Annotated in this window: 10 protein-coding genes; 3 read left to right on the top strand and 7 right to left on the bottom strand. The window is 72.1% G+C overall.

All coding sequences use genetic code 11. The annotated features are described in order from the left end of the window. Nucleotides 1-170: 170 nt before the first annotated feature. The 6 genes from tsaD to AB0H93_RS22890 all read right to left on the bottom strand — a co-directional run bounded on the left by tsaD (nucleotide 171) and on the right by AB0H93_RS22890 (nucleotide 9,177). Nucleotides 171-1,226 (bottom strand): tRNA (adenosine(37)-N6)-threonylcarbamoyltransferase complex transferase subunit TsaD, encoded by a 1,056-nt coding sequence (gene tsaD / locus AB0H93_RS22915; RefSeq protein ID WP_358575044.1) that lies wholly within the window; start codon nucleotides 1,224-1,226, stop codon nucleotides 171-173. Further along, entirely contained in the window at nucleotides 1,226-1,717 is a 492-nt protein-coding gene (gene rimI, locus AB0H93_RS22910) for a ribosomal protein S18-alanine N-acetyltransferase (RefSeq protein ID WP_358575043.1), read from the bottom strand. Before rimI ends, tsaD begins: the two co-directional genes overlap by 1 nt. Further along, complete coding sequence (tsaB, locus tag AB0H93_RS22905; RefSeq protein ID WP_358575042.1) at nucleotides 1,714-2,370, bottom strand: tRNA (adenosine(37)-N6)-threonylcarbamoyltransferase complex dimerization subunit type 1 TsaB; 657 nt, start codon at nucleotides 2,368-2,370, stop codon at nucleotides 1,714-1,716. Before tsaB ends, rimI begins: the two co-directional genes overlap by 4 nt. A gap of 161 nt (nucleotides 2,371-2,531) precedes the next feature. After that, nucleotides 2,532-5,132, bottom strand: coding sequence for a DUF6493 family protein (locus AB0H93_RS22900; protein WP_358575041.1), 2,601 nt, complete (start codon nucleotides 5,130-5,132; stop codon nucleotides 2,532-2,534). Nucleotides 5,133-5,224: 92 nt separating this feature from the next. Then, complete coding sequence (locus tag AB0H93_RS22895; protein ID WP_358575040.1) at nucleotides 5,225-7,849, bottom strand: DUF6493 family protein; 2,625 nt, start codon at nucleotides 7,847-7,849, stop codon at nucleotides 5,225-5,227. Next, nucleotides 7,846-9,177: an SWIM zinc finger family protein gene (locus AB0H93_RS22890; RefSeq protein WP_358575039.1), complete on the bottom strand. Its 1,332-nt coding sequence runs from the start codon at nucleotides 9,175-9,177 to the stop codon at nucleotides 7,846-7,848. Before AB0H93_RS22890 ends, AB0H93_RS22895 begins: the two co-directional genes overlap by 4 nt. Before the next feature lie 80 nt (nucleotides 9,178-9,257). Here AB0H93_RS22890 and AB0H93_RS22885 point away from each other — a divergent pair, with 80 nt between their 5' ends. Beyond that, the gene (locus AB0H93_RS22885) at nucleotides 9,258-9,563 is read left to right on the top strand and encodes a hypothetical protein (RefSeq protein WP_358575038.1); all 306 of its coding nucleotides are present in this window, start codon (nucleotides 9,258-9,260) and stop codon (nucleotides 9,561-9,563) included. A gap of 57 nt (nucleotides 9,564-9,620) precedes the next feature. Here the strand turns inward: AB0H93_RS22885 and allB are convergent, their stop codons facing one another. Next, nucleotides 9,621-10,988, bottom strand: a complete 1,368-nt coding sequence (allB, locus tag AB0H93_RS22880; RefSeq protein WP_358575037.1) for an allantoinase AllB — start codon at nucleotides 10,986-10,988, stop codon at nucleotides 9,621-9,623. 525 nt (nucleotides 10,989-11,513) lie between these two features. On the opposite strand from allB, the gene AB0H93_RS22875 reads away from it, so the two are divergent. Then, nucleotides 11,514-12,818 carry an MFS transporter gene (locus AB0H93_RS22875; protein ID WP_358575036.1) on the top strand — a complete coding sequence of 435 codons (1,305 nt, stop codon included), beginning with the start codon at nucleotides 11,514-11,516 and terminating at the stop codon, nucleotides 12,816-12,818. A 10-nt stretch (nucleotides 12,819-12,828) separates the two neighbouring features. Next, nucleotides 12,829-13,968, top strand: coding sequence for a GAF domain-containing protein (locus tag AB0H93_RS22870; protein ID WP_358575035.1), 1,140 nt, complete (start codon nucleotides 12,829-12,831; stop codon nucleotides 13,966-13,968). The last annotated feature ends 24 nt before the right edge of the window (nucleotides 13,969-13,992 follow it).

The following is a 13,992-nucleotide window of genomic DNA, read 5'->3' as shown; positions in this document are numbered from 1 at the left end:
TCCCCTCCGACCCGTTCCCCCCCCCCCCCCGGGGGTGGGGGGGTGGGTGGGGGGGGGGGGGGGGGGGGGGGGGGGGGGGCGGGGGGGCCGGGGGGTCCGGGGGTCCGCAATTTCAATGGAAATCAGAGCTCTGATTTCCATTGAAATTGCGGAAGAACTACACCATCGGGTTACTGGACGACGATGGTGCCGACCGGGAGACCCGGGTTGGCCGGCATGTCCAGGGGCGACGGCTTGGCGCCCGCCGCGAGGACGTGGGCGCCGAGGGCCGCGATCATCGCGCCGTTGTCGGTGCACAGGCGGGGGCGCGGCACCCGGAGCGTGATGCCCGCTTCCGCGCAGCGCTGGGCCGCCAGCTCCGACAGGCGGGAGTTCGCCGCCACGCCTCCCGAGATCACCAGCGTGTCCACGTCCAGGTCCCGCGCCGCTCGCACGGCCTTCGCCGTCAGCACGTCCGCCACGGCCTCCTGGAACGACGCGCACACGTCCGCCACCGGGATCTCCCGGCCCTCGCGCTGCTCGGTCTCCACCCAGCGCGCGACCGCCGTCTTCAGCCCGGAGAAGGAGAAGTCGTACTTGGCGTCGCGGGGCCCGGTCAGCCCGCGCGGGAACGCGATGGCCTTCGGGTTGCCCAGCTTGGCCTGCTTGTCGATGGGCGGGCCGCCCGGGTACGGCAGGTCGAGGATGCGCGCCACCTTGTCGTAGGCCTCGCCCGCGGCGTCGTCGATCGTGGAGCCGATCTCGGTGATCTGCTCCCCGATGCCCTCCACCAGCAGCAGCTGCGTGTGCCCGCCGGAGACGAGCAGCGCCAGGCAGCGCTCCGGCAGCGGCCCGTGTTCGAGGGTGTCGACGGCGACGTGCCCGCCGAGGTGGTTGACGCCGAACAGCGGCACGTCCAGCGCGGCCGCGTAGGCCTTGGCCGCCGCGACGCCGACCATCAGCGCGCCGGCCAGGCCCGGCCCGGCCGTCACCGCGATCGCGTCCACATCGGACAGTTCGAGGCCGGATTCGTCGAGCGCGCGGCGCATCGTCGGGGCCATCGCCGCCAGGTGCGCGCGGCTGGCGATCTCCGGCACCACGCCGCCGAAGCGGGCGTGCTCGTCGACGCTGGACGCCACCGCGTCGGCCAGCAGCTCGACCGTGCCGTCGGCCGCGAGCCGGACCAGGCCCACGCCGGTCTCGTCGCAGGAGCTCTCGATGCCGAGCACCACTCGATCCGCAGTCATTACCCAGCCTCCGCAGTTTCCGCCGGGGGCCGCCGCATGGTGTGCGCGTCCGCCCCGGACGGCTGGTAGTAGCGCTTGCGCAGCCCGACGATCTCGAAGCCGTGGTTCTCGTACATCGCGATCGCGGCGTCGTTGTCGGTGCGCACTTCCAGGAACGTCGTCGCCTGCTTCTCGTCGGCCCTGGCCAGCAGCGCGCGCAGCAGCGCCTTGCCCACGCCGCGGCCCTGGTGCGCCGGGTCGACGCCGATGGTGTGCACCTCGGCCTCGGCGTGCGGGGCGCGGCCGACGACGGCGAGCCCGGCATAGCCGATCAGGCGTTCGTCGAGGTAGGCGCCGACGTAGTAGTGGCCCTGGTCGAGCTCCGCGGCGAAGGCAGGCCAGGACCACGGGTCGTCGCCGGGGAAGAGCGCCTGCTCCAGCTCCGCGCAGCGCTTCAGGTCGCTGCGGCGCAGCTTCAGCACCTGCGGCGCGGTGGTGGCGCGGTCGGTCACTTCCCACCCCTGGTCAACACGGACTTCCGCTTGCCCGGCTCGGCGGCGTCCGGCCGCCGCAGGTAGAGCGGCACCAGCGGCGCCGGTTCGCCCTGCAGCGCGGTGCGCGCCGCCGCGACCAGCCCGACCGGCGTCGGGTAGCGCGGCTCGACGGTGGCGATGCCCAGCGCCTCGGCCATTTCCCCGGCCGCCGCGGCGAAGCCGTCGGTCGGGACGTCCGCCGGGCGCTGGACGTGCGGCCCGTCGATCCGGATCCGGGCGGCGTCGTAGGCGGCCCAGTAGGCCTCCTTGCGGCGCGCGTCGGTGGCGACCAGCAGGGGGCCTTCGGCGGTGGCCTGCGCGGCGATCGCGTCGAGGCTGCAGACCGGGTGCACGGGGCGGCCGCAGGCCTGGCCGAGCGCCGCGGCGGTGGCCATGCCGACGCGGAGGCCGGTGAACGGGCCCGGCCCGGCGCCGACGACGATCGCGTCGGCGTCGCCGAGTTCGCGTCCGGCCTCGGTCATGACGTCCAGCAGCTGCGGCATGAGGAGTTCGCCGTGCGCACGCGGGTTGACCGTGACGCGCTCGGCGAGGGCGCGCGGCGAACCGTCGTCCAGGGCGACAAGCCCCGCCGTGACCGCGGGGGTCGAGGTGTCCAGCGCAATGACGAGCACGATTACTCATCGTACGTCAGCCCTGGTCACCGGGGTTACGCGGGGAGCACCGCCCGGGGCTCGGCCAGCAGGCCGTTTCGGCTGTTCATGGGTCGTGCGTGTTTTGGGGTGCTGTGGCGCACCAAAACACGCACGAGCATTGGCCAGGCGAAACAGTGCCATCAGGTGGCGCTCAGCACCTGGTGCAGCCTGCGGGCCTCCTTGACGAAACGGCTCGAACCACCTCGTGCCGCGGCCGCTGCAGCCAGCTCCACGCCAAGGGCGAGCAGGTCCGCCAGTGCCGTTCCAGGGCGCTCCCCTTCGGCCGGCAGCAGGCGTTCGACCAGCACGGCGACCATCTCCCACGCAGCCCTCGGCACCCCGCTCGCCGCGTCGCGCACCGCCCGCACCACGCGCCCCAGCACCACTTCGTCGCGGATCACCAGGTCCGCGATCGCGTCGCCCAGGTCCGCGCCGCGCAGCCCGTCGCGGCTCTCCAGGGCGATCAGCGCGTCCGCCGCGCAGGCCCGGTCCTCGGCTTCGCCGGCTCCGAGCGCGAAGGCCAGCACCGTGTTCATCCCGTCGCCGACCGGACCGTGGCAGCCGACCAGGGCATCGAGCACCGGCCCGGCCCGGCGCGCTCCGCCCTCGAAGGCCGCCACCAGGTGTGCCGCGCTGACGTCCCGGTGCGCGGGCAGGAGGCTCGGGACCGCGCGCTGCCAGCGGAACTCGTGGTACATCGAGTACCGGCCGGCCGCTGCGTCGTCGAACGACTTGCGGACGGGGTCCGCCGAATCAGGGAACCGCACGGTGACGCGGGTGCGTTCCTCGAAATGCGGATCGCCCCAGGGATCCACCTCCACCGGCCGCACCGCGCGGCGGATCTCCGGGTTGCCGAGGCCGCCGGATTCGATCCACCGCGCGACGCTCGCACCCGCCGCCCCGAGCCCCCGCACCCGGTCGGCGATCGCGGCATCCCGGGGCAACCGGAGCAACGCCACGACCAAGTCGTGCTCCCACGGCTCGAAACCCAGCTCCGCCGCCCTCTCCAGCCGCTCGGCCAGCGCTTCGGGCGCGATCAGCCCGGACGCCTCGGTCGGCGTGGACATCAAGAACGGCCGGGGCGCGACGGCGAGCCCGACCCGGAGCTCGTACAACCGGTACAGCCACAGCGACCTGCGGTCCACGTCCCGGCTCAGCCACTCCAGCCACTCCGCTTCGCCGGGGATGCTCGCGGGAACGGGTGCGCCGACCGTCCCGTGGCATTCGCCCAGCGCGGCCTTGATGACCTCGTCGAACACCTCGCTGAGGGTCGTGTCCAGCTGGAACATCAGGTATTCGTTGTGCTCCTGCGAGCCGGGCGACAGCCACGGGCACGCGGCCAGGACCGGTTCGAAAGCGCTGCGCAAGGCTGCCCGGTCGGTGTGCGCGAACGCCACCAGGCCCGCGATGATCCGCTCGACCCGCACCGGATCGATCAGCCATTCGCGGTGCAATGACGCGCAGTGCGCCGAAACCTCCGCCGCCAGCTCGTCGACCGACGCGATCGGCGGCGGCATCTCCGACCGCGGGACCGGCGACATCGCTGGAACCGCAGCCGTGCGAGGCCCGACGGCTCCGAGCACCTCGGCCGCGCAAGGCCGCAGATCCGGCGCGAGCGCGGTCGCCGCCGCGGCGAGTTCGCCCCGCAACTCCGGGCCGATCCGCTCGGCGTGTTCGAGCGCCAGCTTCAGGGCCCGTTCCTGGAGATCCACCGATCCGTACGAGAAGAGGACGGCCAGCGGTTGCAGCGCTTCCCCGTTCCCGCGGCGAATCGCCTTGTCCAGCAGGGACAACTGCACTCGCACGAGCTTCTTCTCGGCGCGCAGGAACATCGCCCGGCTCACGTCCAGCAGGACGTCCAGAGGCAGCCGGCCCGCCTCGTCGAGCCGCAGCAGCTCGCGTTGCGCGAACCCGGCCACCGTGGAATGGCCGTCCGGCACGAGCGCCGCGTAGTCGCCGACCCGCTCGGTGGCCTCGTCGAGGCTCGGTGCCAGCAGGTCGTGCAGGTCGATCAGCGGAGCCCCCTCCGCTCGGGTGCCGCTGCGCTGCAGACTCCCCAGCAACCCGTCCAGCAGCACCAGCCGATCGACTTCCCCGTCGGCGGCGAGCGCCGCCAATGCGTCCGGCCAGCCGGGCACGTCCTCGTGCCGCGCCAGCTTCCGCGCCACACCGTCCACTTCGAACAGTCGCGGAACCAGTTCCAGGAAGCGCGGGTCCCGCCGGAAGTGCCGGAGGATGCCGGACTTCTCGGAGTCCACCGCCGCCGGCCAGTGGAAGACGAACCCATCACCGGTCGGCAGCGCGTACCCGGCGAGCGCCGTGATGAGGCTCCAGGGGTCCAGATCGGTCGCGCCGCGCGGTCGGAGCCGCTGCGCGAGCTTCTCCGCCAGTGCCGGCAGCGGGGCTTCGCGGGCGATCAGGATTTCGCGGACGCAATCCGCGGCACGGCTCCCGCGCGGTTCCGGGAACGGGGCTGCCCAGTCGAGCAACTGGCCCAGTTCGTTGCGGACCAGCCAAGGAGCCAGCTCCGAGACTCGCAGCACGCCCGCTCCGGCGACCGCGAGCGCCGCGGAGCGGCGGAACAGGTCGGCGGTGTTCTCGGGCAGGCGCGCCCGGCGCTCGTACTCGACCAGCGGTTCCGCCAACGCCCGCCGCTGCTCCTGATCGAGCCCGCGCATCGCGTCCGCGAGCTCGTCGAGCTCCGCCTCCTCGATCAGGTCCCGCAGGGTGTTCCAGTCCATCGGCTCCCCGGTTCGCAATGTCTTGGCTGCTCAGGAGCCGTGCGTACTTCGTGCAAAACGCGCACGGGCATTTGCCAGCGGAAACACGGCTCTCATCCGGTGTTCGACGCCTGGTGCAGCCTTCTGGCCTCCTTGACGAAGCGGCTGGAGCCCTTTCGGGCCGCGATCGCCGCCACTCCTGGCACCGGGCCGGCGGGGCGGACCTGTTCGACCAGCTCCACGCCGAGGGCGAGCAGGTCCGCGAGCGCCGTTCGGGGGCGTTCCCCGTCGGCCGGCAGCAGGCCCTCGATCAGCACCGCGACCACTTCCCACGCAAATTCCACGAGACCGGCTCGCGTCGCGTCGCGCACCGCCTGCACAACACGCCCCAGCACGACCTCGTCGCGCGCCACCAGCTCCACCACTGCATGCGCGATGTCCGCGCCGCGCAGCCCGTCCCGGGCGGTCAGGGTGATCAGCGCGTCCACCACGCCCGCGCGGTCCGCCGGCTCCCGAGCACCGAGCGCGTAGGCCAGCACCGTGGTCATCCCCTCGCCGATCGGGCCGTAGGCGTCGACCAGGCGGCCCAGCACCGTCGCGCTCCCCTTCGCCCCGTCCGCGAAAGCCGCCACTTGGTGCGCTGCGCTGAGATCCCGGTGTGCGGGCACGAGATCCGGGGTGGCGTTCTGCTCGCGGAGGGTGGCCGAATACCGGCCGGTCGCCGTGCTGTCGAAGGACTTGCGAATGGGGTCCGCCGAGTCCGGGAACGCGACCGTGACGCGGGTGCGGTCTTCGAAGTGCATGCCGCGCCAGTCGTACTTCTTGACCGGCACCACCTCGCGCCGGATCTCCGGAGTGCCGAGCCCGCCGCCGTCGATCCACCGCGCGACCTGCGCGCCCGCCGCACCGAGCCCCCGCACCCGGTCGGCGATCGCGGCGTCCCGGGGCAACCGGAGCATCGCCACGACCAGATCGTGCTCCCACGGCTCGAACCCCTGCTCCGCCGCCCTCTCCAGCCGCTCGGCCAGCGCTTCGGGCGCGATCAGCCCGGACGCGTCGGTCGGCGTGGACATCAGGTACGGCCGGGGCGCGTACGCGAGCCCGAGCGCGATCTCGTGCAGGCGGCGCAGCGACACGGTGCCGTAGTCCACGCCCCGCGTCACGAGCTCCTCCCAGTCCGCCTCCCCCGGGATCTCGTCGACGCGCGGGATCGGGCTCGTGACATCGCCCCGGCACTCGCCCGTCGCGGCGCGCAGGACCGCGGTGAATTCGCTGCCCTCCGAAGGCGAACCGATCCAATTGCGCTGTTGGCTCCAGTCCGGCAGACCTGGCGCGTACCAGGGGCTTTGCTCCTGCAGCGGGGCGAACGCGCGGCGCAGGGCCTGCCGGTCGGCGAACGCGAACTCGACCATCGCGGCGAGGATCCGCTCCCGCTGGGCCGGATCTCCTTCGTGCACATGCTGCGCGAAGGCCGTGACCAGTTCGTCCACCGACGCGATGGGCGGCGGCATCTCGGGGCGCGATGCGGCAACCGGAACCGGCGCGGGTTCCGGCGCGGCCTCCGACGCCCCGAACGCCTCGGCCGCACGCGCCCGGAGGTCCTGCGGGAGCGCCGCAGCTGCTTCGGCGAGTTCTTCGCGCACGTCCGCATCGAGCTCGTCGGCGTGCTTGAGCACCAGTTTGAGCGCGCGTTCCTGGATATCGGCCGATTCGTGTCCGAACGCGCCGCCGAGCACCGCCAGCGCCTCGGCCCGACCGCGCCGGATCGCCTTGTCCAGCCACGAGAGCTGGGCCCGGACGAGCTTCTTCTCCGGGCGGAAGAACATCGCCCGGCTGACGTCGAGCAGGACGTCGACTTCCAGCCGGTTCGCCTCGTCCAGGCGCTGGAGTTCCCGTTGCGCCATCCCGGCGACCGTCGAGTGGCTGTCGGGCACCAGGGCCGCGTAGTCGCCGCCGCGCGGCGCGAGCTCGTCGAGGTCCGGGGAGAGCTTGTCGTGCAAAGCGATCAGCGCCACGACGTCCGCTTGCTTGCCGCCGCGCTGCAGACGCGCCAGCAGCCCGTCCAGCAGCACCAGCCGATCGACCTCACCGGTGGCGGCGAGCTCCGCCAGCGCGCTCGGCCAGCTGTCCGGCGCCCACGAGTCCGCGAGCCGCCGGGCCACACCGTCCACTTCGAACAGTCGTGGAACCAGTGCCAGGAACCGCCGGTCTCGGCGTAGCTCGTCGACGATCGTCGTGGCATCGCGCCCGATCATCTCCGGCCAGTGGTACACGAATCCGTCGCTGTCGGGCAGGACGTCCCCGGCGATGGCAACGATGAGCCGCCAGTGATGGCTCGATGCCCATCCGCGCGGGCGGAGCCGTTGCGCGAGCTTCTCGGCGAGCTGCGGCAGCCACGGCACGTCCCGCCGGCGCAGCAGAGCCAGGACGTGGTCGAACGCCGGAGCGCCGTAGGGCCTCAGCACGCGGTGGTGGTCCGGCCGCATCGGCCGGTCGAGGCTGTTGCGGGACAACCACGGCGCGAGCGTCGACATCGGCAGCACGGCAGCGCCTGCGATCGAGAGCATGGACGAGAACTGCTGTGCCGTGTAGAAGCCCGCTTGCCGCACCGAGCGTTCGAAGTCCGCCAGCGGCTTGGCGAGCGCGCGGCGGTCCGCCGGGCCGATTTCTCCGAGGTCGGCCGCGAGGACGTCCGGGTCGCCCTGCTCGATGAGTTCCTTCAGGTCTTCCCAGTTCATTCCCGTGCTCCGTTCCGCGCCACGTCCACGGCGAGCGCGTGCTTGCACTTTCCCCTGGTTCTGCCGAATTCCGCCCACCACCGGCAGGTGCAGCGGCCGTCCCGCACTCGGTGCGCGTGGTCTCCGACGACCACCGTCGCGGTGTCGCCGTCGATGTGCACCGCGCCCGCCTCGACGAGCGCTCTCGCATTGCGGAGGCGGGGGTTCATCGCCTCCAGGCCCGTCGCGTCGTAGGGCAGTTCGCGGTGGAAGTAGGCCGCTTCGGCGAGGTCGTAGCCGACCCGGCCCGCGGTTCCGAGCTGGATGAGGGCGTCGCGGACCCTCGATTGCGGCAGGCCGGAGCGTTCCGCGAGGAGATCGACCTCCACCCGCGGTTCGAAAGCGAGCAGCGCCCCGATCAACTCGGCGTCGGTTTCGCTGTCATCCGAGGCCAGCGCGTCGAGCACCGCCCCTTCACCGGAGAACCCGCGGTTGAGCCCCGGCGACAGCGCCAGAACCAGCCGCATTCCCGGCAGATCCAGTTCCCAGGCACTCGCGACGGGATGGCTTCCGGCGCGGACCTGCGGGCCGTGAACGCGCAGCGCCCGGGCGAAGCGCAGCAGCGGCACGAGCGATTCGAGCCGGTCGGGGCTCGCCACGCAGACCGCGCCGGGCGCCGGCGAGCCGGTCAGGCGCAGCGAGCGTCCGGCGGGCACGGCCCAGAGCGCGCCGCTCGAACGGGACGGCAGCGATCGGAGCAGGCGCGCGGCCTCGGTGGCGGACAGCTCGGCGCGCGGCTCGAATCCGGCGGTGATCACCTGGACCTCGGCGAACCCGCGGAGCCACCGCTGCGGCAGCGGCACCTTCTTCTCCACCACCGAGCCGTCCAGGGTGGTGGCGGTCAGGTCGTCCGGGCCGACCGACAGGTGCAGCGGATCGCGGCCGCCGACGCGCGCGAGCATGCGGCGCAGCGGCTCGTTGATGTCCACATTGGTCGTTCCGCGGTCGTACACCTCGCCGTCGAGGCCGCCGGAGAGGACGTCCAGCCGCGCGTAGACGCCGCAGCACCGGGAGAAGGACTCGAAGCGCAACCGGTCGCCGTTGCAGGTGACGACCGGATCGCGGAAGGCCGGTCGGCCGGTGAGCTCCGGGTACCGGGATCGCGCGACCCGGGCGATCGCCTGGAGCCCGCCGGCGGCGGGCGCGGCATCGGTGAGGAACCCGGTGAAGAACCGGGGATTTCCCGCCGGGCCGGCCAGCGCGGTCCCGCCCGCGGTCTCCAATCCGAGCCGGCCGCCGTCGAGCACCGAGGGCCGCCGGTAGGTCAGCGAGTGCGCCGCATCGCTCATGGCGGCGAAGGGTAGCCATGATCACCGACAGGGCGCGGGAGAATGGTTCAGATCCCGGAGTCCCGTGCAGGAAGGTTGAGATGTTCGGCAAACGCGAAGCGCACCTGTTGGTGCTCAACGATCTCGACGAGGCGCGGGAAGCGGTGCGGCGCGCCGTCCACGACGCGAGCCCCGAGGAACTGCCCGGCCTGCAGCGGGCGCTGCGGATCCTGGACGAGGCCGGTGACGGCGAGCCGCAGGAGATCCGCTGGACCCGTCAGGTGCTGGCCGATGCGGGCATCGACCCGAGCACCCACGAGATCGCGGCGGTCCGGGAAGTCCGCCGGAAGCTGCCGGGCCTGTCCCTGGCCAGCGCCGCCGACCTGGTCCGCCGGCTCAAGGACTGAACGCGCTCCGGGGTCGTGAACCCGGCAGCGGATTCACGACCCCCGGAGCGGAACTCGCTACGAGCCCTGGCGGGTGAGCAGATTGCCTTGCGGCGCGGTCATCTCCACGCCCGGTCCGACGATCTGCGTGCCGCGCAGCCAGGTTTCGCGCACCACGCCCGACAGCGGGCGCCCGTGGTACGGCGAGACCGGGTTGCGGTGGTGCAGCTTGCCCACGTCGACGACGAACGCGTCGTCCGGCGCGAACACGCAGAGGTCCGCGTCGTTGCCGACCGCGATGGACCCCTTGCCGCGCACCCCGGCGAGGTCGGCGGGCTTCCGGGACATCCACTGCACGACGTCGGCGAGGCTGTGGCCGCGCACCCGCGCCTGCGTCCACACCGCCGAAAGGCCCAGCTGGAGGCTGGAAACGCCGCCCCAGGCCACGCCGAAGTCACCGATGTCGAAGCGCTTGAGCTCCGGCGTGCACGGCGAGTGGTCGCTGACCACGCAGTCGATGATCCCGTCGGCCAGCCCCTGCCACAGCAGTTCCCGGTTGCGGGCCTCGCGGATCGGCGGGCAGCACTTGAACTGGGTGGCGCCGTCGGGGACCTCCTCGGCGCTGAAGCTCAGGTAGTGCGGGCAGGTCTCGACCGTGACCCTGACGCCGTCGGCGCGCGCGGAGGCGATCATCGGCAGCGCGTCCGACGACGACAGGTGCAGGATGTGCACCCGCGCGCCGATGCGCCGCGCCAGCTCGATGACCTGCGCGATCGCGACGTTCTCGGCGCCGCGCGGGCGGGAGTTCAGGAAGTCGCCGTAGGTCTCGCCGTGCGCCGTGGGGGCGTGCTCGATGGCGTCGGAGTCCTCGGCGTGCACGATCATCAGCCCGTCGTAGCGGGTCAGCTCGCGCAGCGCCTCGTCGAGCTCGGTCGGGTTCAGCGGCGGGAACTCGTCGACCCCGGAGTGCAGCAGGAAGCACTTGAAGCCGAACACGCCGGCCTCGTGCAGCCCGCGCAGCTCGGCGAGGTTGCCGTGCACGGCGCCGCCCCAGAAGCCCACGTCGATGTAGGCCTTCTCGCGCGCGGTCTTGCGCTTGACCTCCAGCGCGCCGGTGTCGATCGTCGGCGGCAGGCTGTTCAGCGGCATGTCGAGGATGGTCGTGACGCCGCCGGCCGCCGCGGCGCGGGTGGCGGTGTCGAAGCCCTCCCACTCGGTGCGGCCCGGGTCGTTGACGTGCACGTGGGTGTCGACCAGCCCGGGCAGCAGGACCTCGTCGGCGGCGAGCTCGATGGTGCGGGCGGCTTCGAGCGGGGCGTCCAGCGGCTCGACGGCGGCGATGCGGCCGTCGCGGACGCCGACGCTGCCGGACGTCTCACCGTTCGGGCCGATGAGCCGTCGCGCGCGGAACACGACGTCGAACGCTCCGTTGGCTGCTTCGGGCAACGCGGTTACCTCCTCCTGGCAGTGGTTCAACAAAGTGTTGAACCATGGTGCGGTTCCGGTCAAGGGGATGGAGCGAACGGACCGTTCGCCACTTCTACCGGGGCGAACGGGCCATCGACCCCGACCTGACCCGCGGTGCGCCGCTCGCGGTTCCCATGGTGCGAGCACCGGGCCAATGCGGCGCGCCGGGCGGTTCGGCGGCACCGTTCGCGAGAAGCACGCCGATCGGCCAGGAGAACGGCGCGGTGCCCGCTGAGCGCGAGCGTTCGCCGCGTTGAACTATGGCTTTCCGTATCGCGAAGTATACTTATCGTTTTTGGAAAGTTAACGGTACGCGCCGCGCGGCCGTCAAGGGGCGACGCCGGAGCATCGATTCAGCGCGGCCTCCCCGGACGGGCCTGAAACCCTTTCTTCACGCCGGTCACCGATTCGTATTTTCCCAGGTATTGACATGGACCTCAGCACGATGTTTGGTATACCGCATCCCAAATCGCCCGGCTCCTCCTCGTCCCTTGGAGACCAGACGTGACACAGACATCGGGAACCCTCACGGATACCGGAACCAGACCGACCCGGGTCCGCTGGAAGATCTTCCTGCTGCTCCTGGCGATCGTGACCATCAACTACGTCGACCGCGGCTCCATCTCGGTGGCGCTGCCGCTGATCAAGAAGGAGTTCGGGCTCTCCGACGAGCTCACCGGCATCCTGCTGGCCGCCTTCTTCTGGACCTACGCTCTGATGCAGCTGCCCAGCGGCTGGCTGATCGACCGCTTCGGCCCGCGCCGGATGGTCGGCAGCTCGTGCATCGCCTGGGGTGCGGCCACCGCGCTCACCGCGACCGCCCCCGGCCCGGGCGCGCTGCTCGGGATGCGGGCCCTGCTCGGCGCCACCGAAGCGCCGGTGATGCCGGCCGGCGGCAAGCTCAACGCCATCTGGATGCCGCTGCGGGAACGCGGCCGCGGCGCGGTCATCCTCGACGCCGGTGCGCCGCTGGGCGCGGGCGTCGGCGGCATCGCGATCTCCTGGCTGATCGCGACGACCGGCGGCTGGCGGCCCGCGTTCATCGTCGCCGGCGCGGTCACCGTGCTGATGGGCCTGTGGGCCTGGTGGTACCTCCGGGACCACCCGCGCAGCCACCCGGCCGTGAACGACGCCGAGGCCACCGACATCGAGACCTCGCACGCCGCCGAGGACCGCGCCGCGGGCACCGTCGGCGGTCGGCGTCCCCTGCGCCGCTACCTGAAGTTCCGGTCGTTCTGGGCGATGTGCGCCGCGTGGCTGGGCTTCAACGGCGTGTTCTACGGGCTGCTGACCTGGGGTCCGCTGTACCTGTCGGAGTCCAAGGGCTTCGACATCAAGACGATCGGCTGGTCCACCTTCGTCATCTTCGGCGCCGGGTTCGTGGGCGAGCTGATCGGCGGCTGGCTCGCCGACGCCTGGCGGGCCCGCGGCCGCAACGGCAACGTCGTGATGCGCACGCTGCTCGGCGTCGCCGGCGTGGCGGTCGTGCTCGGACTGCTCGGCGTGACGCTGGTGCCCGGCCCGATCGCGGCCGTGACGCTGCTGTCGATCGTGCTGTTCTTCCTGCGCTGGGTCGGCCTCATGTGGAGCGTGCCGTCGCTGCTCGGCGGCCGGGAGAACGCCGGCGCGCTCGGCGGCGCGATGAACCTCAGCGGCAACATCGCGGGCATCCTCACCCCGATGCTGGTGGGCTTCATCGTCGGAGCGACCGGCAGCTACACCTGGGCACTGCTCTACTTCGTCGGCGCCGGGTTGATCATGACCGCCGCGGTCCTCACCCTCGACTACACCAAGCGCCTCCCCGCATGAAAGGAATGACATGCCACGCATCGGAATGCTGACGCCGTCGTCCAACACCGTGCTGGAGCCCGTCACCTACCGGCTGCTGTCCGGCGTCGAGGACGTGAGCGTCCACTTCAGCAGGTTGCCGGTCACCGCGATCTCCCTGTCCGACAAGGAGAACAGCCAGTTCTCGCTGGAGCGGATGTCGGCCGCCGCCGAGCTGCTCCGGGACGCCGCCGTGGACGTGGTGGTGTGGAACGGGACCGCGGGCTCGTGGCTCGGGCTCGACTACGACCGGCAGGTCAGCGCCGCGATCTCGGAGGCGTGCGGGGTGCCGGCGACCACGTCGACCCTGGCACTGCTGGACTCCTTCCGCGCCTTCGGCGTCACGCGGCTCGGCCTGGTCACGCCGTACACCGGCGACGTCACCGCGAAGATCGCCGAAACCTACGCCGCGGAAGGCATCGAGGTCGTCAACGACGAGCGGCTCGACATCACCGACAACTTCAGCTTCGGCTCCGTCCCCGAACAGCGGTTGGCCTCGATGATCGAAGCAGCCGCCGCCGATGTGCACGCCGTGTCGCTGGTGTGCACGAACCTTCGCGGCGCGTTCGTCGCGGCCGAGCTGGAGGCGAAGGCCGGGATCCCGGTGCTGGACAGCGTTTCCGCGACGCTGTGGAAGGCACTGGACGTGCTCGGCGCCGCTGTCCCGATCGACCGCGGCAGCGTGCTGCTCTCGGGCTCGACGCGCGCCGCGCTGAAGCGGATCTGCGCCTCGCTGCGGGAGACGACCGGCGCCGACCGGACGACGATGCGGCTCGACCTGCCGTCCCAGCGGCTCGGCGTCGACCTCGCCGCGGCGGAGGACACCGGGCCCGGGGTGCGCGCGATCCAGCACGACCCGGGACTGGACCAGCGGAAGCTGAACACCGTGCAGTGGCTGGAGGAACACCGCCGCACGCTGGTGCAGCCGCACTTCCGGGCGGACCCGCAGCCGCCGCAGGCGCTGATCGAGACCTACGGCGTGCAGGCCCAGATGCTCGCCCCGGTCGAGGTCGACGACGCCATGGCGGGCTGGCTGTCGGTGCACAACCTCACGGAGCGCGACTGGCGGCCGGCGGACATCCAGGCCATCGAAACCGCGGCAGCCGAGGTCAGGGCCCTGCTGACGTCGTGAGCGGTGGTGGCCGCTCACGACCCG

This window comes from Saccharopolyspora sp. NPDC050642 (genome assembly GCF_040654735.1).
GTDB lineage: Bacteria > Actinomycetota > Actinomycetes > Mycobacteriales > Pseudonocardiaceae > Saccharopolyspora > Saccharopolyspora elongata.
Note: the sequence above shows the minus strand (reverse complement) of the source record. Positions and strands in the feature narration are given on the sequence as shown.

Excerpts from the sequence above, each read along its gene's own strand:
- AB0H93_RS22890 (WP_358575039.1), bottom strand. The coding sequence starts at position 9,177 with ATGAGCGATGCGGCGCACTCGCTGACCTACCGGCGGCCCTCGGTGCTC.
- AB0H93_RS22885 (WP_358575038.1), top strand. The coding sequence starts at position 9,258 with ATGTTCGGCAAACGCGAAGCGCACCTGTTGGTGCTCAACGATCTCGAC.
- AB0H93_RS22895 (WP_358575040.1), bottom strand. The coding sequence starts at position 7,849 with ATGAACTGGGAAGACCTGAAGGAACTCATCGAGCAGGGCGACCCGGAC.
- AB0H93_RS22870 (WP_358575035.1), top strand. The coding sequence starts at position 12,829 with ATGCCACGCATCGGAATGCTGACGCCGTCGTCCAACACCGTGCTGGAG.
- tsaD (WP_358575044.1), bottom strand. The coding sequence starts at position 1,226 with ATGACTGCGGATCGAGTGGTGCTCGGCATCGAGAGCTCCTGCGACGAG.
- AB0H93_RS22900 (WP_358575041.1), bottom strand. The coding sequence starts at position 5,132 with ATGGACTGGAACACCCTGCGGGACCTGATCGAGGAGGCGGAGCTCGAC.